The sequence below is a fragment of the Glycomyces tritici genome, from assembly GCF_030403505.1.
Map to the genome: position 1 here is coordinate 86,040 of NZ_JAUEMJ010000013.1, position 22,885 is coordinate 108,924.

Sequence of the window (22,885 nt, forward strand, 5' to 3'; positions counted from 1 at the left end):
CGGCCGAGGGGCGGGCGCGAGAAGTGACGTGCGGCCCGGGCGGCATCCGAGCGGAATAGGGACGCGCGGCGGGAGTGTTGCCCCGCATATGTGGAACAGCGAGGATCTCGATCTCGACGCCTATCTCGGCTTCCTGGGCTACGAGGGCGACCGCACGCCGACCCTGGAAACGCTTCGGGCCCTGCAGCGCGCGCATGTGCTCCACGTCCGATGGGACACGCTCGACGGCTTCCTGTACCAGAAGGTCCGGCTCGACCTTCCTTCGTTGCAGGACAAGCTGATACGCCGCGGCCGGGGCGGCTACTGCTACGAGCATGTGACGCTCTTCGCCGCGGCCCTGGAGCGGCTCGGGTTCGACTTCACCGCCGTATCGGCCCGGGTGCAGCTGGGCGCGGCCCCGCAGCAGCCGCGCCCGGCGACGCACGCGATGCTCCTCGTGGACCTGGACGGCGCGCGCTGGCTGAGCGACGTCGGTTTCGGCGCCAGCCCTTTGGAACCCATCGAGCTGGCCGACGGCGCGATGAGCGAGGCGGGGCCGTGGCCGTACCTGCTGCGGTGGCAGGAGATCACCCACGGGTCGCCCGGCTGGGCCGTGCACCAGCTCGGCGACGGCACGGCCGGGCGGGAAGGCTGGGAACTGCGGCAGGTCTTCACCGAGCATCCGCAGTACCCCGTCGACTTCGCGGTCGGCAACCACTTCGTGGCCTCGAACGACCGCTCCCCGTTCGTCATCCGCCCGTTCGTCCAGCGGATGCGCACCGACCGGCTCGACACCCTCGACGCGCTCACCTGGACGACCGAGCTGCCCGGCGGCACCGCGGACAAGGAGTCGGTCCCGCCGCAGGACGTCCCGAAGCTCCTCGGCGACGTCTTCGGCATCCGCGTGGACGCCGAGGAGTCCGAGCTGCTGGTGCGCCGGCTGACCGAGCTGTCCGAACAGGACTGAACGCGAACGGCGGGGTGCGGCAAGGCTTCGTCCTTGCCGCACCCCGCCGTTCGTGCGTCGTTAGATGGTGCCGGGCGGGTCGATGTCGCCCCGCCAGCCCCCGGTCTCGGCGCCGCGCTCCTCGATGAACTCCTTGAAGCGCTTCATGTCGCCCTTGACCTTGCGGTCGATGATGCCGAGCTTGTCGGCGGCCTCTTCGACGAACCCCTCAGGGTCGATGTCCATCTGGGCCGTGACCCGGGTGGTGGCGTCGTCGAGGCGGTGGAACGTGATCACGCCGGCGTGCGTGGGCCCGTTGATCGACCGCCAGGCCACCCGTTCGTCCGGGTGCTGCTCGGTGATGGTCGCGTCGAACTCGCGGGTGGCGCCGCCGACCTTCGTCACCCAGTGCGTGTGGGTGTCGTCGAGCTGGCGGACGTTCTCGACCCCGTCCATGAAGTTGGGGAACGACTCGAACTGCGTCCACTGGTTGTAGGCCCGCGAGACGGGGACGTGCACGTCGACTGATTCGGTGATGGTGCTCAAGGCATTGCTCCTTCGTCGGTCGCGGCGAGCGTCTTCGCTGCACCTGTCCTCTGGCGGATACCCGTGACGGCCGACCCGACACATGGCGACGCGCGAGCGGGCGGCCCGGACCACCGGGTCCGGGCCGCCTCGCATCGGTTCAGTCGATGTTCTCGATCACGAAGGGCGCGTGCCCGCGCACATAGTCGTCCCACCCTCCCGTGACCGGCGCTCCCGAGGAGAGCAGGTTGGTGGAGTCGGTGCCGACGTCGAGTTTCCAAGCGGTCCACGAGATCCCGTTGGCCGCCATCCAGTCGGTCCAGCGCTGCGCCTCGTCGAGGCAGACCCGGCCGTCGAGGCCGCCGTCCGCGGCGCTGGCGCCCCATTCGGTGACGAAGAGGGCGATACCGGCGTCCATCGCGCGGTCGGCGGTGTCACGCAGCCAGCCGGTGTGGGTGCACGAGTAGAAGTGCAGCGTGTACATCAGGTTGGTGCCCGCGACGGGGCTGGCCGCCGCGTCGTCGACGTCCTGGGACCAGCTGGGGGTGCCGAGGACGACGACGTTGTCCGGGTCGTGCTCGCGGATCGCGGCGAGGACGGCCTGGTGGTAGGGCTTAATGGTGCCTGTCCAGGAGACCTGGAGGGGCTCGTTGTAGGGCTCCCAGATGATGTTCGGCAGGTGCCCGTAGCGCTCGGCGAGGTCGCTGAAGAACGCGACGGCCTCGGCCTGGTGCAGGTGCGCTTCATGCGCGTGGAAGTCGACGATCACGTAGACGCCGGCGGTGGCCGCATTGTCGATCACCTTCTCCACTTCGGACTTCCACCGGTTCGGGTCGTCGAGGTAGGCGCCTTCGGGCTCGACGCCCATGGCGACGCGGAAGACCTCGAGGTTCCAGTTGTCGCGCATCCATTCGAGCCCCTGCAGGTTCTGCGCGTACGGCTGGGTCTGCCAGTGCAGCCACATGCTCGAGACGCCTTGGAGCTGCACGGGGGCGTTCTGCGCGTCGCACATCCGGGTGCCGCAGACGTGGAGCTTGCCGTGCTCCTCGACGGGGGTGCCGTCGGGGGCGGGCTCGGTCGGCTCGGTCTCGGTGGGCTCGGGTTCGGTGGTCTGCTCGCCGCCGCCTTCGCCGCAGAGGACGCCGTTGACTTCGGCGGCCTCGATGTCGCCGGGCGGGCCGGAGGCGGTGAAGCCGAAGACCTCGCGGGTCTGGCCGGCGGCGATGCTGCCGTTCCAGCCGGCGTCGGACGCGGTGAAGTGGGACCCGCTCAGGGTCTGGCCGGTGACGTTCCAGGCGCTGATGCCGGAGACAGCGCTGGTGAAGTCCCATTCGACGGTCCAGTCGCTGAGCGGCTGGTCGGTGGTGATGCTGATGTTCGCCTGGAAGCCCGAGCCCCAGCTGCTGACGACGTTGTAGTCGACCTCGCATCCCGCGGCGGCGTTCGCGCCCTGGGACGCGACGATGGTGATCGCGCCGGCGCTGAGTGCCGCCGCGGCCGCGCCGATGATCGCGACGAGTTTTCGCCTTCGATGTGGTTGCATGTCTGCCTCTCCTCGGGACCGCTCCCATTATTCATATCGGAGTCTGTCAATGTCTTCGCGTGGCGTCAAGGGGGACTCCTGCCCCGGTTTGCCCGGGACTCGCAAAGGGAACAACTGGGGGATGCTTCGGAAGACGCTGGCCACCGCCTGTGGCCTGGCACTGCTCTCGGGAGCCTCGGCCTGCGGCATCGACCAGCGCGAGTCCGGGGCTTCCGTCGCTGCAGCGGCGTTCTCGGACGCGGTCGCGGGCGGTGACGCCGCCGCGGCGTGCGCCGCGCTCGCCCCCGAGACCGCGGCATCGGTGGCCGCCTCGGAGGGCGAGCCCTGCGAGGCCTCCCTGGACGTGCGGGCGCTGCCGAGCGGCGCGGTCGACGAGGTGCAGGTGTGGGGCGACCGCGCCCAGGTCCGCACCGGTGCCGACGTGCTGTTCCTCGTCGAACTCGAGGACGGCTGGAAGGTGGTCGCCGCCGGCTGCGAACCGCAGGGCGAGCGCCCCTACCGGTGCGAGGTGGGCGGCTGATGGACCGGCGGTGGCTGTTCTGGACGTACCTGGTCGTGATCTTCGGCGGGCTCGCGTACGTGATCGCCGTGGGCCTGATGCGCCTGTGAGGAGGAGAGGATGAAGCGCTTCCTGCGGGATAACGGCCTGAGCCTGGGCTTCGGCGCCATGTTCCTCGCCGCGCTGGTCGGCCAGGCGTTCGCCGGGCAGTCCGACTTCAACCACCGGCAGCTCGCCCAGGGCGGCCGGGAGCTCTCGCTGCTCCAGTACGTGGTCTCGAGCGACTTCGCCGTGAACGTCGCGGAGAACTGGCAGTCGGAGTACCTGCAGTTCTTCCTGTACGTGTTCGCGACCGTCTGGCTCGTGCAGCGCGGCTCGCCCGAGTCCAAGCCGGTGGGCGAGGTCGGCCTCGAATCCGACAAGGAGCAGAAGGTCGGGCGCTACGCGGACGAGGACTCGCCGCAGTGGGCCAAGGCGGGCGGGTGGCGCACCACCCTGTTCTCGCGCTCGCTCGGCATCGCGATGGCCGTGATCTTCCTGCTCTCGTGGTTCGCGCAGTCCGTGAGCGGCCTCAGCGTGTACAACGCCGAGCAGATCGCCGAACTGCAGGACCCCGTCACTTGGGCGGGCTACGTCGGCTCAGGCGAGTTCTGGAACCGGACGCTGCAGAACTGGCAGTCCGAGCTCCTCGCGGTGGGCTCGCTGGCCGTGCTCAGCGTGTACCTGCGCCAGCGCGGCTCACCCGAGTCGAAGCCCGTGGGCACCTCGCACGAGACGACCGAGACCTCGGGCTGAGGTCAGACGCGTTCGAGGGCGGCGTCGGTGCGGGCCGTGATGTCGTTGCAGGCCTCGCAGACGGTGTCGGGGATGAGGCCCGCGCGGGTGAGCAGGGCGAAGATCTTGCAGCCCAGGCAGAACGCGAAGAACGCCTCGAGGGCGGCGGCCACCGTGAGGGCGGCGAGGACGATCCAGCCGGCCGCGTCCAGGTCGAAGACGAGGAGCAGCAGCGCCGAGGCCACCGAGAAGGCCGCGCCGATGCCCTGCGCGAAGCGCTTGGGCGGGCCGGGGACGGGTTTGGGGGCGGCGGGGAGCCGGGGCGTGACGACCCGGGTCACGAACTGGCCGAGGACGCTCAGGGTGGGGCCGGTCGCGACGCGGGCGATGAAGCCGAGCGCGATGACCGCGACCAGCCATTCGAGCTGGAAGGCGAGCGCGGCGGCGCTCATGGCGACCACGCCGCCGGCGACGAGGCGGGCGGAGACCTCGTTCACGGGGTTGGGGAAGCTGAACAGGCGCATGCGGCGGGTCCTTCGGCGGGCTCGAAATCGGGGCAAGGCGGCCAATGCTAGCGCCGTCAAGCGGGCGTGGCCATTTTGGCGGAGGCGGCGCCTGCGGCGGCGCGATACGATCGGTGCCCGATCGACTACGGGGGCGTGTGTGGGGGAAGCGACGGAGATGGTCGTGCTGCTCGGCGAGGACGGCACACCGACGGGGACCGAACGCAAGGACCGGGTGCACGGCGCCGAGACGCCGCTGCATCTCGCGTTCTCCTGCTACGGGTTCGACGCCGAGGGGCGGCTGCTGGCGACCCGCCGCGCCGACGGGAAGCGGGCGTTCCCGGGGGTGTGGACGAACACGTGCTGCGGGCATCCGGGACCCGGGGAGTTCATGGAGGCCGCGGTCGACCGGCGCATGCGCTCCGAACTGGGCGTCCAGGTCCGGGACCTGGTGTGCGCACTGCCCACGTTCCGGTACCGGGCCGAGTCCGACGGGGTGGTCGAGAACGAGATCTGCCCGGTCTACCTCGGCCGGATCGACGGCGATCCCGCACCCGACGCCGCGGAGGTCGGCGACTTCGAGTGGATCGATTGGCCCGCGTACGTCGCCCGCGCCCTGCGGCCGGACTCGGACCTCTCGCCCTGGTCGCGCCTCCAAGTGGCGCAACTGGAGCGGTGGGGATCGGTGGAGCGGCTGCTGCACGGCTGAGGGGCACCGCGCTCGCGGCGCCCCTCGAGCGGTCACTTGCCGGTGAAGACCGCCTTCCGCTTCTCCTTGAACGCCCGCATGCCCTCCTTCTGGTCCTCGGTCGCGAAGAGGGCGTGGAAGACCCGGCGCTCGTACCGGATGCCGTCGCTCAGGCCGGTCTCGAGGGCGCGGTCGACGCAGTCGCGGGCGGCCGTCACCGCCAGCTTGCCGAACCCGGCGATCTGCTCGGCGACCTCGCCCGCCTCGTCGGCGAGCCGGTCGGCGGGGACCACGCGGGAGACCAGGCCGATCCGCTCGGCCTCGGACGCGTCGATGAGCCGGCCGGTGAGGATCATGTCCATCGCCTTGGCCTTGCCGACGAGCCGCGTGAGCCGCTGCGTGCCGCCGATGCCGGGGATGACGCCGAGGGTGATCTCGGGCTGCCCGAACTTCGCGTTGTCGGCCGCGATGATCATGTCGCACATCATCGCGAGCTCGCAGCCGCCGCCGAGCGCGTACCCGGCGACCGCGGCGAGCTTCGGGGTCCGCAGGGCCGCGAAGGCCTCCCAGCCCGCGAAGTAGTCCTCCGCCAGCATGTCCGCCGCCGACTTCCCCGACATCTCGGTGATGTCGGCGCCGGCCGCGAAGGCCCGCTCGGAGCCGGTGATCACGAAGCAGCCGACGCCCGGATCGGCGTCGAGCGGCGTGAGCGCCTCGACCAGCTCGGTCATCAGCGCGGCGTCGAGGGCGTTCAGGACCTCCGGCCGGTGCAGGCGCACCCGCACCACCCGGCCGATGCGTTCGATCTTCAGTCGCATGTCGTCTTCCTTTCTCAGGAGTCCCAGATGGCGCCGTACGCCGGGATGCCCCGGCGTTCGAGGCCGTGGACGACCTGCCAGGTGAGCTTCTTGTTGGAGATGCAGATGACCGCCTCGGCGCCGAAGTCGCGGTAGGCGGCCACGGCGAGACCGACCATGTCCGGCTTGCCGCGCTGCGCGGTGTCCCAGATCCGCGCGTCCGGCTGGACCGCGAGGATCTCGTCCACCAGCTCGTCGCCGAACGTGTCCCGCGGCGAGCGCGTCGACCACACCAGGAGCGCCGGCACCTCCTGCGCCAGCAGGTGCGGCAGGCACGGGCCGATCCCGCTGCCGGTGGCGACGTACACGACCTTCCGGAACAGCACCTCGATGTTCGCGACGCCCGCGACCGTGATGCCCTTGACCCACACGTGGCCGGGCATGTCGTCGATGAACCGGCCCGTCCAGTCGCCCGCGCGGGAGATCGTCAGCCGGAAGCCGTGCTCGTCGGGCGAGGGGATGTTCGCGAACGAGTGCCACTCCCGCAGCGGCGAGCGGCTGATCGCCGTCGAGGACCCCGCGAAGGGCTTGCGGCCGTGCGTGAACCGGGCGATCGCCACATGCGAGGACGGACGCTTCACGTCCACCGGGACGCGGCGCAGGCGCGTCCACGGCGCGACGATGGCGATAGTGAGCACCACCAGCACCCAGAACTCCAGTACCGCGAGCACCGGCTCGCCGCTGTGACCGATCTGGAGCATCGTCATCCACCACAGGAGGACCAGCGACAGCCAGCCGCCGAAGCGGTGCGTGAGCTCGAACCGGTCGTGGTGCTTCGCCCGCAGCTTCGGGATCGTCGTCCACAGCATCGCGCCGAAGATCCCGACGAGCGCGTACGCGAGCATGAGCACGTCCGCAGGCGCACGTTCCACTGTGGCCAGGACGACGAACGCGGCGAACCACGTCGAGCCCGCGAGCGCGCCGCCCACGTGCAGGCCGCCGAAGTGGTACACCTTCGCCAGCGTCCAGCGCACCCGAAGGGGCCATGTGACCGGCGCGGCGGTCGCCATCTTGAAGAGCAGGTTGATGAGGCGCTGGCGGCGGATGAGCACCGCCAGGGCGAAGTTGCACAGCGCTGCGCGCGAGGCGAACTCGGCGGTGACGCCGTCGGGCACCGCCATGATGAGGACCGCGAGGTTCACCACGACCACTCCGGCGGCGAGCCGGTTGAAGTGCATGAGCAGCGGGTGCTTGAAGGCGCGCCGCGCGAGCGGGAGGAGCGGCGGGAGGTCGACGTCGTCGCTGACCTCGGACTTGAGCTGCGTCATGCCGTGGCCTCCCGTCCGAGGCGGGCGAGCCGCAGGAGGCGCGTCTTGTCGATCTTGCCGCGGTCGGTGAGAGGGAGCGCTTCCAGAATATGGATGGATTCGGGGACGCAGTAGTACGGCAGCGCCTCCGCGACGGTCTTGCGCGCGAGTGCCGGGTCGACCTGGGCGGGCTGGACGAACGAGGCCAGTGTGCGGTCGTCGAGCTTGACGGTGGCGGCCCGGACGCAGCCGGGGACGCCTTCCAGCACGGCGGACACGGCGTCGAGTTCGACGCGGAAGCCGCGGACCTTGACCTGGTCGTCGGTGCGCCCGAAGTGCTCGAGTTCGCCGTCGCGCGTCCACCGTCCCAGGTCGCGGGTGCGGAACATCGTGCGCCCGCCGCCGAGGAACGGGTCGGGCGCGTACCGCTCGGCGTTCAGCCCGGGGTTGGCGAGGTAGCCGGCGGAGACGCCGTCGCCGCCCGCCCACATCTCCCCCACTTCCCCTATGGGGCAGGGGTTGCGGTGCTCGTCGAGGATGTAGACGGTGTTGTTGGGCGTGGGCCTGCCGATGGTGAGCCGCAGGCCGGGGCGGTGGCGCTGCATCGTGTTCACGATGGTGGTCTCCGTCGGGCCGCAGCCGTTGTAGAAGGCGCTGCGCGCGGCCCACCGGTCGGCGAGGGCGCCGGGGCACGGCTCGCCGGCGACGGCCACGGTCCGGAGGTGCTCGCACGCTTCGGGTTCGATGCGGGAGAGGATCGTGGGGGTCGCGATCAGGACGTTCACCCGGCGGGCGGTCGCGGCGATGTCGTCGCCGCGGATGAGGAGCGTGCCGCCGTGCGAGAGGCAGCCGAGGATCTCCCATGCGGCCATGTCGAAGGCGATGTTGAGGATCTGGCCGACGGTAGTGCCGGGCCGGATGCCGAGGTCGCCGGGTTCGGTGAGCAGCAGGTTCGCGAGGTTCGCGTGCGTCACCGCGACCCCGTTGGGGGTGCCGGTGGTGCCCGAGGTGAACAGGATGTAGCAGGCCCGCGAGGGGTCGTGGGCGATGCGCGGGGCGGGGGCGTCGGGCGCTTCGGCGCGGGCCCGGTCGATGTCGATGCCGAGGACGCCGGGCGGGAGTTCCACGGGCGCATCGGATTGCGTGAGCACGATCGTGCAGTCCGCGGTGGCGAGGATGTGCCGGAGTGCCGGGTTCCGGACCATCTTGGCGTCTTGCGGGACGTAGGCCGCGCCGGCCTTCAGGATCGCGAGGATGCCGATGATCATCGGTATCCCGCGGCGGACGACGAGCGCGACGCGGTCGCCGGGGCTGACGCCGCGATGGATGAGGAGGGCGGCGAGCCGGTTGGCCTGCCGTTCCAGCTCGCCGTAGGTGATGCGCTCGCCGCCGTGCTCGGCGGCCGTCAGCGAGGGCCTCGCGGCCGCGTGCCGTTCGATCATCTCGTGGATCGCGACTCGGGGAACGGCCCGGGCGGGCCCCCAGCCGAACCGGCGGAACAGGCGCGCGTCCCGTTCGTCCAATGCAGACGGTTGGTCGCGGCCGCTCGCTCGTTTCACGTAGTCGATTCGTTGCGTTCTGTAGTCGACTGTAGGCATGGTTCACCCGCCGTTTCGGTGCGTTGTGCTTGAATCCCAACCCTTTCGGATCGTGCGCGCACTCAGTGTGGTAGCGCTCACACGAGAGATAGTATAGATTTCAATCAATATCAAGTCAATGCTTCCCAAGCCGGGCGGGCCGGTGCCGCCGCCGGTCCCGCTAATGAACCGCGAGGTCACCGTGGTGCGCTAGGGCCGCAAGAAGATCGATGGATTCGCCGCGGAGGGTGGCGTCGAGGAAGTCCGTGGTCGCGTCGGCGGTGGCGCGGAGTCCTTCGGTGCGGCCGATGGTGCCCACGGCCGACGGGACGGGCGGGAAGTAGAGGGCCGCGTCGGTGAAGGAGAAGTGGCCGGATTCGGGCAGCTCGAGACGGTAGGTCTCGTTGGCGCCCAACGCGAGGGCGGCATCGAGGGTCGGCAGGTAGTCGGGGTTCCGGGCGGCGGAGACGGGGCTGGTGACCGACAGGACCGGCTGCGTGAAGGGCCCGGGCGGGAGGGTCGGCTCCAGGCCGCCGTCGATGTGGACGGCCGCGTCGAAACGGGGGTCGGCGGCCAGTGCCGCGAGGGCCGCGGCGCCGCCGCGGGAGTGGCCGGCGACGGCGGCGCGGCCGGTGTCGATGCGGGCGGCGAGGTCGCCCGGCAGGCTGTCGAGCCGGGTGAGGACGAAGCTGAGGTCGGCGCTGCGGGTCTCGATGTTGGCCCGGTTGATCGCGGCGATCTCGGCCTCGTCGGCAGTGGTGAGGGCGTTGCGCGAGTAGACCGGCTCACCATCTACATAGGTCATGGCGGCGTCGTGGGGGTGGTCGACGGTGGCGACGATGTAGCCGCGGCTCGCCCATGCCTCGGCGAGGACGGTGTTGGCGGTGCGGGTCGCGCTCAGGCCCGGGGAGAACACGATGACCGGGTACCGCTCCGACCCGGCGGCGACCGGCGCGTCGAAGACGGCGTGCGAGGGGGCCGCGGCGGCGTCCGCGAGGAGGAATCCGGGGATGCCGAAGCACTCGGCCGAGGCCTGCGTGATCGCCTGGGACTCTTCGAGCGTGGGCCTGCCGCCGATGGCGCGCTCGGCGCCCGCCGCGGCGTCGGCGGGGTACCAGAGCTGGACGACGACCGTGCGGTGGTCGTCCGGGTCCGCGGTGAACGGCTCGGCGCGGGTCTCGTCGGTCCACTCGAAGACGGCCGCGCCGACCTCGTACTCCCCCGTCGGCTCGGGGTAGACCGGGATCGGCAGCGCCCAGGTCGCCACGGGAGTGGCGGCGAGGGCGAGCAGGCACGCAGTCGTGGCCGGTATCGCGATCCACCGGCGCATCCGGCCGCGCCGCCGCCGCGCTGCCGCGACGGCCAGGACCAGCGCGGAGACCGCCAGGACCGGGACCATCTGCCAGCGCAGCCCGGTCAGCAGGAGGCCGACGCCCGCGACGGCGACCGCCGCCGCGCCCGAGTACAGGACCGGCCTGCGGGTGCGCGGCGGGAGCCAGCGCGCGAGCACGACCGCGACCGCGCCGAGCACGGCCAGGATCTCCAAGGGGGACATGCTCAGTCCCGGGACCGGTCCGGTCATCGGCTTGCCGCGGTGCAGTTCACCGGTGAATGCTGACACCCGGCAGGGCCCCGGGGCTTCGGCCGTTCGGCCGGGTTCGGTCCCGGACCTCGGTCCTTCGGCCGATCCGGGTCGGGCGGCGGCGAACGGCGCCGCGTCATCGCGCCCGGGCGTGACCTGCGGATCAGGGAGCGGCGGTATCCGAGTCCATTCGCTCGCTCGCCAGGCGGGGGGAGCGGCCGCGTACGACACCGGTATGCAGCCGCCCCGACAACGCAGCGCTGATTCGCAGGACAGGCCCTATGGCAGCGGGTCGCCGGGCCGGACCAGGCCGGCCTGGTAGGCGATGACGACGAGCTGGGCGCGGTCGCGGACGCCGAGCTTCGTCATGGCCCGGTTGACGTGGGTCTTCGCCGTGAGCGGCGAGAGGTAGAGCTTCGCGGCGATGTCGTCGTTGGAGAGCCCGTGCGCGGCGAGCGCGAGGACCTCGCGTTCGCGTTCGGTCAGGGCCGCAAGGGGTTCGGGGCTCGGCAGGGGGCCGGGCCCGTTCTGGGAGAGGAAGCGGCCGATCATGCTGCGGGTCGCCTTGGGCGACAGGAGCGCCTCGCCGCCGGCGACGACCCGGATGGCGCGCACGAGGTCGGCCGGCTCGACGCCCTTGCCGAGGAACCCGCTCGCCCCGGCGCGCAGCGCGAGGACCACGTTGTCGTCGTTCTCGAACGTGGTGAGGACGAGGATGCGCACGCCCGCGAGGTCCTCGTCCGCCGCGATCCGCTTCGTGGCCTCGATCCCGTCGACCTCGGGCATGCGGATGTCCATGAGGACCACGTCGGCCCGCTCGGAGCGGGCGAGTTCGACCGCCTCGCGGCCGTTGCGGGCCTCCCCCACGACCTCCAGATCGGGCTCGGAGCCGATGATGAGGGCGAAGCCCGCGCGGATGAGCGCCTGGTCGTCGGCCAGCAGGACTCGGATGGTCACGGCGTCTCCTTCGCGGTGGCGGGCAGCGCGGCGCGGACGGCGAAGCGTCCCCCCGCCGCTTCGGCGGTGACCGTGCCGCCCGTGGCGGCGGCCCGTTCGCGCATCCCGACGAGACCGTACCCGGAGCCGCCCGGCAAGGCGTCCTCGGCGATCGCGTTGTCCACCTCGATCCGGACCGCGTCCGGCGCGTACGTGATCGCCAGGCTCGCCCGGCCGGTGCCGTACTTGTGGGCGTTCGTCAGCGACTCCTGCACGATCCGGTACGCCGCCAGGTCGACCACCGCGGGCAGGTCCCGCGCCGCACCGATCTGGCGGTGCTCGACCTGCAGGCCCGACGCGGCGAAGGAGTCGAGCAGATCGGCGAGGCGGGCCAGGCCGCGGGTCGGCTCGGTGGACTCGTCGAGCCCGCCGCCGTCGTCGCCGCGGAGCACGCCGACGACCGAGCCGAGCTCCTGCATCACCGTGTCCGCCGCCCGCCGGATGTGCGCCAGCGCGGGCCCGACCGCCTCCGGCCGGGTCCGGAGCACGTGCGCGGCCGCCCCGGCCTGCACATTGATCACCGCGATGTGGTGGGCCACAACGTCATGGAGCTCCCGGGCGATGCGCAGCCGCTCCTCGGCGACGCGGCGGCGGGCCTCCTCCTCACGCGTCTCCTCGGCACGGCGGGCGCGCTCCTCGACCTCGTCGATGTAGGCGCGGCGGCTGCGGGTGGCGTCGCCGATCGCCACCATCGCGATCGACCAGGCCGCGACGCCGAAGGCGTCCGGCGCGATCCAGCCGCTGCCGCCGAACAGGCCTGCGGCGACGAACATGGCCGCGATGCAGGCGCCCGCGACGAGCCACGCCCGGCCCCGGTTCGTGCGCCGCGCGAACGTGTAGGCCACGATCAGCCAGGTCACGATCAGCAGCGGGTGCCGGTAGCCGGTGGCGGCCATGATCCCGATCGAGACCGCCGTGTCGAGGATGAGCAGCCGCTCAGGCCAGCGCCGGCGCATCGCGAGCGCGAACAGCGCCGTCGCGGCAGCGACGACGTGCACCGCCGCCGCGAAATCGACCCTTTCGATGGGCGGGCCGTGGTCCTCGTCGCCGCGGAAGTACCCGAGGAAGAACAGCCCGACGAACGCGACCGCGACGACCGCGTCGATGAGCGCCGCGTGCCTGCGGGTCCACGCCCGGACCTTCCCCCATGCCATGCCGAAATCGTACGCGCGAGCGAGTTCCCAGGTCATCGTCCATGCGCAGTAGCCGTGCGCGCCGCGGCTACCGCAACCGCGGTAGTGCACCCGCCCGCGGCTGGACGACGACGACTACCGGCGCCCGATCAGAGACTTGAGGCATGATCGAAGTACACGACCTCACCAAGCGCTACGGCGACAAGACCGCCGTCGACGGCCTCAGCTTCCACGTCAAACCGGGCATCGTGACCGGCTTCCTCGGACCGAACGGCTCAGGCAAGTCCACGACCATGCGCATGATCCTCGGCCTCGACCGGCCGACCTCCGGCACCGCCACCGTGAACGGCCGCCCCTACGCCGAGCACCCCGACCCGATGTTCCAGGCCGGCGCCCTGCTCGACGCGAAGGCCGTCCACACCGGCCGCACCGCCTACCACCACCTGCTCGCCCTCGCCGCCACCACCGGCGTTCCGAAGTCCCGTGTGGACGAAGTGATCGACATCGTCGGCCTGCACGAAGTGGCCCGCAAGCGGGTCGGCGGGTTCTCCCTGGGCATGGGCCAGCGCCTGGGCATCGCCTCAGCGCTCCTCGGCGACCCCGAAGTCGTCATCCTCGACGAGCCGACCAACGGCCTCGACCCCGAAGGCGTGCTGTGGATCCGCAACCTGATGCGCGGCCTCGCCGAGCAGGGCCGCACCGTCTTCGTCTCCTCGCACCTGATGAGCGAGATGGCGCTGACCGCCGAGCACCTCATCGTGATCGGCAAGGGCCGCTTGATCGCTGACGTCTCGGTGAGCGGATTCATCGAGAGCGCGTCCAACGAGAGCGTCCGAGTGCGCTCCCCGCACGCGAGCGCCCTGCATGACCTCATCGCCGGCCCCGGGACCAAGGTGCTCAGCATCGACCGCGGCCTGTTCGAGGTCACGGGCCTGACCGCCGAGGAGATCGGCGACCGCGCCGCGGCGGCCGGGATCCCGGTCCACGAACTCACCGTCATCCGCCCGTCCCTCGAGGAGGCGTTCATGGAACTCACCAAGGACGCCGTCGAATACCAGTCCGCCATGATCGGAGCAACCCGATGACCACTGCAATCGCCGCCCTCCCCCGCAAGCGCGTCAGCCTCCCGCGGGTCGTGAAGAGCGAATGGATCAAGTTCTGGTCGGTGCGCTCGACCTTCATCACCCTGAGCATCGCGGTCCTGCTGCTCATCGGCTTCGGGCTCCTCGCCTCGTCCCTGTACGGCGACGGCAGCGACCCCGGCGGCCCTCCCGGCAACGAGCCGACCGACCCGATCGGCGCGAGCTTCACCGGCACGAACTTCGCGCTGCTGGCGTTCGGGGCGCTCGGCGTCCTGTTCACCGCCGGCGAGTACAGCACCGGGATGATCCGCTCCTCGATGGCGGCCGTGCCGAAGCGGCTGCCGGTGCTGTGGGCCAAGGTCGCGGTGTTCGCCGCGGTGGTGTTCGTCGTGGCGCTGGCCGCTTCGGCGGTCGTCTTCACTGCGGGCCAGGCACTCATCGGCGACGGCGGCGCGTCGTGGTCCGACCCGGGCGTGGCACGCGCGGTCATCGGCACTGCGGGCCTGCTCACCGGTTCGGGGCTACTCGGGCTCGGGCTCGGCGCGCTGCTGCGCTCCACGCCCGGCGCGATCACGACGCTGTTCGGTGTGATGTTCCTGCTGGCCATGGTGGCCGCGCTGCTGGTCCCGGAGAGCTGGAGCGACGTCGTGCAGTACCTGCCTTCTGAGGCGGGCGACGCGTTCACCGCGGTGACACAGGAACCGGACGCGCTCTCGCCGCCGGCGGGACTGGCCGTGTTCGGCGGCTACATCGCCGCCACGCTCGGCGCGGCCGCCTGGCGCATCAGGCGCTCCGACGTCTGACCCTCCACCACCGGGAAACCGGCGGCCCGGACCGATCGGTCCGGGCCGCCGCCGCGCGCGGGACGGCCGCGGCAGGCCGGACGCCCCCGCCTCCGGTTCGGAGGGCGGGGGCGTCCGGTCGTCTCGCGTCAGGCCGTGGCGGGGAACGCCGCGACGCCGCCGCTCGCTTCGTCGGCCGCGATCCCGACGTACTCGTTCACGAGGTACGGGGCGGCACCGGGGGCGACCTCCAGGTCCGCGCCGGTGCGCGCGTCGAGCACGACCGGCCCGTTCTCGGTGAGGCCGTAGACGGCTCCGTGCCAGACGGTGGTGACCATCGGCGCGATCCTGGAGCCCGCCTCGTCCGGCAGGGACCACAGCCACTCGCCGGTGGCGGCGTCGAACGCCCCGGCCCAGTCCTCGCCGCGGCGGAAGCAGGTCGTCGTCTCGGCGCCGTCGTACAGGCAGTCGATGAGCGCGTAGTCGCCGACGCCGGAGTCCACGACCGTTCCGGTCGCGGCGTCGACGATGTTGAAGACGTCCTCGGTGTAGCTCAAGGTCTCGTCCTTGATGCTCACGAAGAACTTCGGGCCGGCGGGCTTGAGGCCGTGGCCGTCGTAGTCCATGTTGCCCTGCCATTTCGGCTCGCCGTCCTTGACGGAGAGGCCGGCGATGCCCTCCTCGATGCCCGTGCTGCCCTGGACCGGCCAGCCGACGAGCGTGTCGCCGGCGACGACGTCGACGCCGAAGTCCCTCGTCCACACCGCCTCCCGGGTGGCGAGGTCGATGCCGATGGTCTGGCTGCCCCCTCCGGAGACCTCGACCGCCACGACACCCTCGGAGTGCGCCAGGGCGACGGCGTTGACCGAGTTGTAGGAGTCGTCGGCCCAGTCGGCCAGGTCGATCGTGGCGGTGAACGCCGGCTCGAACGTGGCGGCGTCGACGGCGATCAGCTCCAGCGCCCGGCCCGGCGCCTCCGTCCCGGCCGCTTCTCGGTCGACGACGAACGGCACGAGCACCATTGCGGTGCCGTCGACCTCGGCGACCAGGGGCGCCTCGGTCGGGTTCGATCCGACGAAGACGCCGATGCCCGGCTGGTTGGCGGCTGCGAGCTCGGGTTCGACCGTGGTGAGGACCTCGCCGGTGATCGCGTCGACCACCTGCAGCCGGTTCACCGACGCGACGAACGCGGTGGTGCCGCTGAGCGCCACGGGCAGCGGCAGGATGTTCGTGCCGCCGATGCTCACCTTGCTGTCACTGGCCTCAGCGGGCATGGCGGCGGGCGCCGCGGCGTCGAACTTGGTGGGCGGGTCGAAGGCGGGCAGCTCCGGCGCCGGGGCCGACTCGGTCGGCTCCTCCGCGCCGGCCTCGTCGGTCACGCCGTCGTCGCCGGGGTTCGCCTCGCCGCACGCACTGATGAGGAGCAACGCGGCGGCCATCGCGGCACCGAGTCCTGCACGTACCTGAATTCCCATGTCACGCCTTTTGGTCGTCCGGCCCTGCATCCGCGCCGGGTCATCGCGCGCCAGTGCAGGCGCGGGCCGCAACCGCTGGCACCGACCGAGTCCCCGGTCTCAGTCGCCCGCTCCGACGGCGGCCACGATGCGGTCGAGGACCGGTCGGGCCCCGGTGGGCAGGAGGCCCGTGAGGTCGGTGCGCGTCGCTTCGGACCAGCCGGCCTTGATGTTCGAGGCGATGGAGAGGGTGTGGTGGATCTGGTACGGCAGGAGTCCGCTGCCCTGCAGCCCTTCCCTAGTGTCCGAAAGGGACATCGAGTGGTAGCCGACCGGCCTGCCGAGCGCCTCGGCCACCGCCGCTGCGATCTCCGCGCCGCCGACCGCGGCGGGGCCTTCGAGCTCGTAGGTCCGCCCCGCGTGGCGGCTCCGCTTCCCTGCCGCCAGGTCCCGTTCGGTCTCGGCCGCAACGCGGACCGCGACGTCCGCCAGGTCCTCCCTCGCGACGACCGAGACCCGGCCCTCGCCGAACGGGGCGGCGAGCACGCCGGTCTCGGCCGCCATGGCCGCTCCGGCAGCCGCCAGGCCGGCCGCGATCTCGGGGTAGAGGCCGTTGCGCAGGACCGTGACGTCGAACGGGGCCTCCGCGAGACGCGCCTCGGTCCAGCGGTGCGGCAGCGCGATCGTCATGCGCTCGCCCGAAGACGCCAGGCTGGTGTAGATCACGTGCTTCACGCCCGCGGCGGCGGCGGCGTCGATCACGGCCCCGTGGCGGGCCAGGACCACGTCGTCCTCGGCGTACCCGGCCGAGACGAACACCAGGACGTCGACGTCCTCGAAGCCCTCCGCGAGGGAGTCGGGCTCGTCGAAGTCGATGCGGCGCGCGGTGGCGCCGTCGCCCGCGCGGGTCCCGCCCGCCACGTCGATGTCGTCGATCGCTTTGAGGCCGTTGAGGATGAGGCCGCCGAGGCCGCCGCTCACGCCGGTCACGAGAATCATCGGGGTGCTCCTTGCGTTGTAAGGTTCGATTGCAGCCCGAGACTCGCACGCGGCTGCGGACTCCGAAAGGAGGCACTTCTGTGTCAGCCACGAACACGGCGGTAACTCCCCCGGTCGCAGCCCTTATTCCCGAGGGCCCGTGTGGGGATGACGACTGCGGCATCAGGGACGTGCTCGACCGGCTCGGCGACAAGTGGACCGTGCTGGTCGTCGTCGAGCTCGCGAAGGGCGTGCGCCGCTTCCGCGAACTGGAGCGGGCGATTCCCGGGATCTCGCAGCGCATGCTGACGCTGACGACGAAGCGGCTGTGGCGCGACGGCCTCGTGGAGCGCACAGTGCATCCGACGATCCCGCCGCAGGTCGAGTACCGGCTCACCCCGGTGGGCCGGAGCCTCTCCGACATGGTCGACGTCCTGGCCGACTGGTCTCGCGAGCACAAGGACGCCATCGCGACCGCACGAGCCGACTGGGACGCGGCGCAGGAGCCGCCGCACCGCACCTGACCGATCGCACCGCCGGCCAGGGGCCGCCGCGCCGTCCTGAACGGTCGCCGCGGCCGCGCCGGAACCGGTCGGCTTCGGGCACTCCCCGGCTCGCCGACGAACATGAAGCGGCCCTTGACCGCAAGGTGATCGGTCAAGGGCCGCAAGGTCACACGGTGGGGAGGAAGACCCGCATCGCGGTGCTGCCCCGCTGGGCCCAGCGGTGGTACGGGATGAGGCCGAGTTCCAGCGTCGCCGCGGCGTCGAACCGTCTCGGGTTCGGCCCGTAGGGCAGTGCGCCGGGTGTGCTCGCCGCGGCGGCCGCGGTCGCCTGCACGACCGCGCCTTCCCGCTCGGCGCGCGGGGGGATCGACGGGTCCACCCGGAGGGTTTCGATGACCGCCGCGTCGGGGAGGTCGATCGACTCGGCGCACAGCACGAGCGGGCCGCGTTCGACGGCGACGCAGCCCCGTACCGCGTCGATGCGCTCGTCAGGCCAGGTGAACCGGGGTTCCACCGGGAGTCGCAGCACGATGACCGCGCCCTGCCGCAGCGGGTCCTGCGGGCTCGCCCAGCCCGGCCCCACGGCTTGCGCCCCCGTGTCGGTCGCCAGCCTCGCCCCGTCCGCCCAGTGCGGGACCCGCAGCCGCAGCGTTACCGGGCGCTCAGGGGCCTCCAGCACTTCGATGCGGATCGTGCCCTCGTGCGGGTATTCGGTCGTCACCCGCAGCGCCAGTTCCTCGCCGTCGCCGATCGCGATGCGCAGGTCGCCGCTCGCGTACTGGAGCAGCGAGACCTGTTCGCCCTCGACCGAAGCGGCGTAGGCCTGCCAGCTCGCCAGCGTCCTGGCCAGGTTGGTCGGGCAGCACGAGACGTCGAACCAGGGGGCGCGCACGCCGCCCTCGGCCCGCGGGTTGACCTCGTCCGGGCGCACCTCCGCCGCAGCGCTGCGCTGGTGGAGCGGGTTGGCGTAGAAGAAGGACTTCCCGTCCTCGGCCGGCGAGGCGGCGATGACGTTGTAGAAGGTGCGTTCCATCAGGTCGGCGTACTCGACCGCACCGGTCGCCAGGTAGAGCCGCCACGACACCATGTTCGAGGCGATCCCGGCGCACGTCTCGCAGTAGGCGCGGTCCGGCGGGAGCTCCCAGTCCTCGCCGAAGCCCTCGTCCTGGTGGCGCGAGCCCATGCCGCCCGTGAGGTACGTGCGGCGCTCGACGCTCCTCCCCCATTGGCGCTCAACGGCATTGAGCAGGTCGGTATCACCGGTGTCGACCGCGACGTCGACCGCCCCGGCCGCCAGGTACAGCGCCCGCACCGCGTGCCCGCGCCAGGCGTCGGCCTCGCGCACCGGCAGGTCGTCCTGGAAGTAGGCGGCGTCCAGCAGCGTCACGGGCTTGAGGGTGCCGCGGCCGCGCCGTTCGATGAAGCGCCGCGCCTGCTCGGTGTAGCGCGGCTCCCGCAGCGCCCGGCCCAGTTCCGCAAGGCCCACTTCGATCTCGGGGTGCCCGCAGATGCCGTCCCGGCCGTCCGCGCCGAACGTGCGGCACACCTCGTCGGCGGCCTGCCGGGCGATCTCGACCAGCTTGTCCTCTCCCACGGTGCGCAGGCGCGCGACCGCGGCCTGCAGCAGGTGGCCGGTGCAGTACAGCTCGTGCCCCGAAGAGAGGTCCGAGTACCGGTCCGCTTGGCCCGCATGGCCGTAGCAGGTGTTGAGATAGCCGTCCGCGTCCTGGGCGGCGGCCACCCGCTCGGTCAGGGCCGTCAGCGTCTCCTCGGCCCAGGTCGCGCCGGTGCGGCCGTACTCCCAGGCCAGGGCCTCCATGAGCTTGTAGATCTCGGAGTCGGAGAACTGCCAGCCGGGGCGCTCCCCGCCCGTGTCCCCACTGGCGACGCGGTCGAAGTTCGCGATCCAGCCGAGTCGTTCCATCCACTCCAGGCAGTGCCGGAGGGTGGCGGCGGTGTTGGCGGCCTGGAGGCCGCCCCAGAACCCGCCATCGAGGTGGAACTCGCCGACGCCGAGGCCGCGCGAGCGGCCCGGGGCGTCGACCGGCACGGTGTGGTCTCGCACTGGTTCAGTCCTTCACGGCCCCGGCGGTCACGCCGGCGGCCACATATCGTTGGGCGACGACCAGGAGGATCGCCGCGGGGAGCGACGCGACGACGGCGGTGGCCATGATCGCGTTCCACTGCGTGGTGTTGTTGCCGATGTACTGGTAGATCCCGAGGGTGATCGGCACGTATTCGCTGGCGCGGCTGAGGGTCGAGGCGAAGATGAAGTCCGACCAGGCCCACAGGAACGCGAAGAGCGCGACGGTGAGCGTCGAGTTGCGGCTCACCGGGAGCACGATCTTGGTGAACGTGCCCCAGGCGCCGGCGCCGTCGACGCGGGCGGCCTGGATGAGCTCCTTGGGGATGCCCGCCATGAACGTCGTGTACAGCAGCACGCCGAAGGGGACGGCGATGGTCGAGTCGGCGATGATGAGGCCCCACACCGTGTTCAGCATGCCCAGGCGCACGTAGATCGCGTAGAACCCCATGGCCATGACGACCGCGGGGACCATCTGCGCCACCAGGAGCAGGAAGTTGAGCGCCCGCCCGCCGCGCAGGTTGAGGATCGCGAGCGCGTACCCGGCCGGTGCGGCGATGACCACGGTGAGCAGGACGCAGCCGGCGCCGATGGCGAGGCTGGTGCCGAGCGCCGGGAGCTGCTGGGCCAGTGCGGACTCGAAACCTTCGAGCGTGGGGTGCGCGGGGAACCAGTTGGTCTGGCGCAGTTCGTTGGTGGGGGTGAGCGAGACGTTCACCATCCAGTAGACGGGGAACAGCATGACGGCGGTGAAGACGACGCCGAGGCCGGTCTTCCACCAGGACCGCGTGGTGGTCATCGCTGGGCTCCGTTCCGCTGGACGCGCAGGTGGACGAAGCCGAAGACCAGCGCGATGACGATGAGCAGGTTGCCGATCGCGGCGGCGGGCGAGAAGTCGGGCTGCCCGGTGCCGAAGGCTTCGCGGTAGGACCACACCGCGAGGGTGAGCGAGGAGTCGCCGGGCCCGCCGGTGGTCATGATCCAGATGACGTCGACGACCTTGAGCGTGTAGATGAACCCCAGGAGCAGCGTGATCGCGGAGACGGGGCGCAGGAGCGGCAGCGTGATGTGCCAGAACTGCTCGCGGGCGTTCGCGCCGTCCAGGGACGCGGCCTCGTAGGTCTCCGGCGGGATCTGCTGGAGTCCTGAGTAGAGGATCACCAGGTTGAACGGGATGCCCAGCCAGATGTTGGCGATGATGACGGCCGTGAGCGCGGTGTCGGGCGAGGTGAGCCAGTTGACCTGCTCGCCGCCGAACGCCTCGATCACGGAGTTCACGATGCCGTTCTCGCTGTTGAGCATCCACGCCCACGTGGAGGACGAGACGATGAGCGGCAGCAGCCACGGCACGAGGAACAGGGCGCGGAGCACGCCCGAGAGCCGGAAGTTGTTGCGGAAGAACACCGCGAGTGCGAGCCCGATCGCGTACTGGAAGGCGATCGAGACGACGGTGAACAGGGCGGTGTTCAGCACGGCGGTGCCGAAGGAGCCCGAGCCGAAGACCTCCGCGTACTTGGCGAAGCCCACGAACTCGGGGTCGCCCTGCACGAAGGCGCGCACCGTGTAGTCGTGGACGCTCAGCTCCACGTTGCGCCACAGCGGGTACGCGTAGAACACGAGCAGGTAGGCGAGGAGCGGCGCGGCGAAGCCGAGGGCGGTCCAGCGCGAGGCGCCGCCGAGGCGCTTGCGGCGGGCGGCCGGGCCGGGTGCGGCGGGCCGGGGGGCCCCCCCCCCCGGGGGGGGGGCCCCCCCCCGGGGGGGGGCCGCGGGGGGGGCGCGGGGGGGGGGGGGGGGGGGGGCGGGGGGGGGGGGGGGGGGGGGGGGGGGCCCCCCCGCCCGGGGGCCGCCCCCACGCCCGGTCGTGGTGACCGAGGTCGAGGTCATGGCAACTCCGTCTTACTCGGTGGCGGCAGCCGCGTCGGCCTGCGCCTGGGCCAGGGCGTCGGCCGGAGAGGCCGAGCCGGAGAGGGCGTTCTGGACGGCGGTCCAGAGCGCTTCGGAGATCTTCGGGTAGTCGGTGCCGAGGTTGTCGCTGGTGCGGCCCTTGGCGCCGCGGACGGCGTCGACCCACGGCTGGAGCTCGGGCTGGGCCTCCAGGAGCGCGGTCTGGCCGTCGGCGGTCGGCGGGATGTAGTACGCGAAGGTCGTGGCGGTCTCGACGAACCCTTCAGGAGTGGTCATGCACTCGATGATCTGGCGGGTGACGTCGTACCGCTCGGTGTCGGACTGGACGGGGGCGAGGGCGAACTCACCGCCCGTGGGGGCGGGCGCGGTGCCGCCGTTCTGGCCGGGCAGCGGGATGACGCCGGTGTTGAAGCCGGCTTCGGCGGCGCTGTTGACCTGCCAGGTGCCGTTGACGGCGAAGCCGTACTCGCCCGTCAGGAACTCCTCCCAGGTGGTGTTCTGGGAGTTGGTGATGACCGAGTCGGGCGCGTATCCCGATTCGAGCCAGCCGGTCCACAGCTCGAGGGCCGCAACGGCTTCGGGCGAGTCGAGCTGGCGGAGGTCGGCCCCGGCGCCCCAGAACCAGGGCAGGAACTGGAAGGAGCCCTCTTCGGTGCCGATGCCGGCGAAGGTGATCCCCTTGGCGCCGTTACCGGTAACCTTCGCGAGCGCGTCGGTGAGGGTGGCCCAGTCGGTGACGGCGGCCGGGTCCACGCCGGCGGCGGTGAGCACGTCCTCGTTGTAGTAGAGCGCGAGCGTGTTGGCGCCCACGGGGATGCCGTAGGTCGCGTCGTCGACCACGCCGGCGGCGAGGAGGTTCTCGTCGACGCCGGAGACGTCGAGGCCGAGTTCGTCCATGGTGGTGAGCATCCCGGTGTCGGCGAGGGTGGAGACGGCCGGGTTGTCGAGCAGGATGACGTCCGGGCTGGTGCCCTCCTGGGCCGCGAGCAGCGCCTGGTTGGTGAGCGCGGTGGTGTCGAACGGCGTGCGCTCGATCGTCACTCCGGCGGCGTCGCCGCAGGCGGCGACGCGCTTGGCCCAGTCGGAGCCCTCGGCGTGCTGGGGGTACGGGTCCCACCAGGTGTACGTGTCGGCGTCCTGGTCGGTGGTGCCGCCGGACGAGCAGGCGGTGGCGAAGGCCAGGGCGGCGCAGGCGACGCCTGCGGCCGCGGCCTTGAAGAGGGGTCGGGTGGTTCGCATTTCGGTG

The 22,885-nt window shown here is 71.7% G+C and carries 22 protein-coding genes; 7 read left to right on the forward strand and 15 right to left on the reverse strand.

The genetic code is table 11. The features are described 5' to 3' along the window. The first annotated feature begins 88 nt into the window (after positions 1 to 88). Positions 89 to 946, forward strand: coding sequence for an arylamine N-acetyltransferase family protein (locus tag QWI33_RS27255; RefSeq protein WP_289959843.1), 858 nt, complete (start codon positions 89 to 91; stop codon positions 944 to 946). Positions 947 to 1,006: 60 nt separating this feature from the next. On the opposite strand, the gene QWI33_RS27260 is transcribed toward QWI33_RS27255, so the two are convergent. Together QWI33_RS27260 and QWI33_RS27265 are read right to left on the reverse strand one after the other, a co-directional pair. Then, positions 1,007 to 1,471, reverse strand: a complete 465-nt coding sequence (locus QWI33_RS27260; RefSeq protein ID WP_289959844.1) for an SRPBCC family protein — start codon at positions 1,469 to 1,471, stop codon at positions 1,007 to 1,009. Between the two features lie 139 nt (positions 1,472 to 1,610). Continuing rightward, positions 1,611 to 2,993 (reverse strand): cellulase family glycosylhydrolase, encoded by a 1,383-nt coding sequence (locus tag QWI33_RS27265; RefSeq protein WP_289959845.1) that lies wholly within the window; start codon positions 2,991 to 2,993, stop codon positions 1,611 to 1,613. 121 nt (positions 2,994 to 3,114) lie between these two features. Between QWI33_RS27265 and QWI33_RS27270 the strand changes: the two genes are divergently transcribed. Next, positions 3,115 to 3,513, forward strand: a complete 399-nt coding sequence (locus QWI33_RS27270) for a hypothetical protein (protein ID WP_289959846.1) — start codon at positions 3,115 to 3,117, stop codon at positions 3,511 to 3,513. A 99-nt stretch (positions 3,514 to 3,612) separates the two neighbouring features. Next, the gene (locus QWI33_RS27275; protein WP_289959847.1) at positions 3,613 to 4,287 is read left to right on the forward strand and encodes a DUF6766 family protein; all 675 of its coding nucleotides are present in this window, start codon (positions 3,613 to 3,615) and stop codon (positions 4,285 to 4,287) included. Positions 4,288 to 4,289: 2 nt separating this feature from the next. Here the strand turns inward: QWI33_RS27275 and QWI33_RS27280 are convergent, their stop codons facing one another. Beyond that, positions 4,290 to 4,790, reverse strand: a complete 501-nt coding sequence (locus tag QWI33_RS27280; RefSeq protein ID WP_289959848.1) for a DUF4395 domain-containing protein — start codon at positions 4,788 to 4,790, stop codon at positions 4,290 to 4,292. A gap of 139 nt (positions 4,791 to 4,929) precedes the next feature. Here QWI33_RS27280 and idi point away from each other — a divergent pair, with 139 nt between their 5' ends. Then, positions 4,930 to 5,478: an isopentenyl-diphosphate Delta-isomerase gene (idi, locus tag QWI33_RS27285; protein ID WP_289959849.1), complete on the forward strand. Its 549-nt coding sequence runs from the start codon at positions 4,930 to 4,932 to the stop codon at positions 5,476 to 5,478. A gap of 32 nt (positions 5,479 to 5,510) precedes the next feature. Here the strand turns inward: idi and QWI33_RS27290 are convergent, their stop codons facing one another. The 6 genes from QWI33_RS27290 to QWI33_RS27315 form a co-directional block, all read right to left on the reverse strand. Further along, complete coding sequence (locus tag QWI33_RS27290) at positions 5,511 to 6,275, reverse strand: enoyl-CoA hydratase-related protein (protein ID WP_289959850.1); 765 nt, start codon at positions 6,273 to 6,275, stop codon at positions 5,511 to 5,513. A gap of 14 nt (positions 6,276 to 6,289) precedes the next feature. Continuing rightward, positions 6,290 to 7,582 carry a ferredoxin reductase domain-containing protein gene (locus tag QWI33_RS27295; RefSeq protein ID WP_289959851.1) on the reverse strand — a complete coding sequence of 431 codons (1,293 nt, stop codon included), beginning with the start codon at positions 7,580 to 7,582 and terminating at the stop codon, positions 6,290 to 6,292. Then, positions 7,579 to 9,120 (reverse strand): amino acid adenylation domain-containing protein, encoded by a 1,542-nt coding sequence (locus QWI33_RS27300; RefSeq protein WP_289959852.1) that lies wholly within the window; start codon positions 9,118 to 9,120, stop codon positions 7,579 to 7,581. Before QWI33_RS27300 ends, QWI33_RS27295 begins: the two co-directional genes overlap by 4 nt. A 199-nt stretch (positions 9,121 to 9,319) precedes the next feature. Further along, positions 9,320 to 10,759 (reverse strand): alpha/beta hydrolase family protein, encoded by a 1,440-nt coding sequence (locus QWI33_RS27305; protein ID WP_289959853.1) that lies wholly within the window; start codon positions 10,757 to 10,759, stop codon positions 9,320 to 9,322. 240 nt (positions 10,760 to 10,999) lie between these two features. Beyond that, positions 11,000 to 11,677 (reverse strand): response regulator, encoded by a 678-nt coding sequence (locus QWI33_RS27310; RefSeq protein ID WP_289959854.1) that lies wholly within the window; start codon positions 11,675 to 11,677, stop codon positions 11,000 to 11,002. Next, positions 11,674 to 12,870 carry a sensor histidine kinase gene (locus QWI33_RS27315; RefSeq protein WP_289959855.1) on the reverse strand — a complete coding sequence of 399 codons (1,197 nt, stop codon included), beginning with the start codon at positions 12,868 to 12,870 and terminating at the stop codon, positions 11,674 to 11,676. Before QWI33_RS27315 ends, QWI33_RS27310 begins: the two co-directional genes overlap by 4 nt. A 143-nt stretch (positions 12,871 to 13,013) precedes the next feature. Between QWI33_RS27315 and QWI33_RS27320 the strand changes: the two genes are divergently transcribed. Then, a complete protein-coding gene (locus QWI33_RS27320; RefSeq protein WP_289959856.1) occupies positions 13,014 to 13,934 on the forward strand; it encodes an ATP-binding cassette domain-containing protein in 921 nt (306 codons plus the stop codon). Next, positions 13,931 to 14,734, forward strand: a complete 804-nt coding sequence (locus QWI33_RS27325; RefSeq protein ID WP_289959857.1) for a hypothetical protein — start codon at positions 13,931 to 13,933, stop codon at positions 14,732 to 14,734. Before QWI33_RS27320 ends, QWI33_RS27325 begins: the two co-directional genes overlap by 4 nt. Positions 14,735 to 14,862: 128 nt before the next feature. Here the strand turns inward: QWI33_RS27325 and QWI33_RS27330 are convergent, their stop codons facing one another. Together QWI33_RS27330 and QWI33_RS27335 are read right to left on the reverse strand one after the other, a co-directional pair. Then, a complete protein-coding gene (locus QWI33_RS27330; protein ID WP_289959858.1) occupies positions 14,863 to 16,188 on the reverse strand; it encodes a PQQ-binding-like beta-propeller repeat protein in 1,326 nt (441 codons plus the stop codon). 99 nt (positions 16,189 to 16,287) lie between these two features. Beyond that, entirely contained in the window at positions 16,288 to 17,166 is an 879-nt protein-coding gene (locus QWI33_RS27335) for an NmrA family NAD(P)-binding protein (RefSeq protein ID WP_289959859.1), read from the reverse strand. An 80-nt stretch (positions 17,167 to 17,246) separates the two neighbouring features. Here QWI33_RS27335 and QWI33_RS27340 point away from each other — a divergent pair, with 80 nt between their 5' ends. Continuing rightward, positions 17,247 to 17,669, forward strand: coding sequence for a winged helix-turn-helix transcriptional regulator (locus tag QWI33_RS27340; protein WP_435367607.1), 423 nt, complete (start codon positions 17,247 to 17,249; stop codon positions 17,667 to 17,669). Between the two features lie 148 nt (positions 17,670 to 17,817). On the opposite strand, the gene QWI33_RS27345 is transcribed toward QWI33_RS27340, so the two are convergent. From QWI33_RS27345 to QWI33_RS27360, 4 genes are all read right to left on the reverse strand, one after another. Beyond that, on the reverse strand, positions 17,818 to 19,716 hold the full coding sequence (locus QWI33_RS27345) for a glycoside hydrolase family 127 protein (RefSeq protein WP_289959861.1): 1,899 nt from the start codon (positions 19,714 to 19,716) through the stop codon (positions 17,818 to 17,820). 4 nt (positions 19,717 to 19,720) lie between these two features. Further along, positions 19,721 to 20,533, reverse strand: coding sequence for a carbohydrate ABC transporter permease (locus tag QWI33_RS27350; RefSeq protein ID WP_289959862.1), 813 nt, complete (start codon positions 20,531 to 20,533; stop codon positions 19,721 to 19,723). Continuing rightward, positions 20,530 to 21,351, reverse strand: a complete 822-nt coding sequence (locus tag QWI33_RS27355; RefSeq protein ID WP_289959863.1) for a carbohydrate ABC transporter permease — start codon at positions 21,349 to 21,351, stop codon at positions 20,530 to 20,532. Before QWI33_RS27355 ends, QWI33_RS27350 begins: the two co-directional genes overlap by 4 nt. A 279-nt stretch (positions 21,352 to 21,630) precedes the next feature. After that, entirely contained in the window at positions 21,631 to 22,878 is a 1,248-nt protein-coding gene (locus QWI33_RS27360) for a sugar ABC transporter substrate-binding protein (RefSeq protein WP_289959864.1), read from the reverse strand. Positions 22,879 to 22,885: the final 7 nt, after the last annotated feature.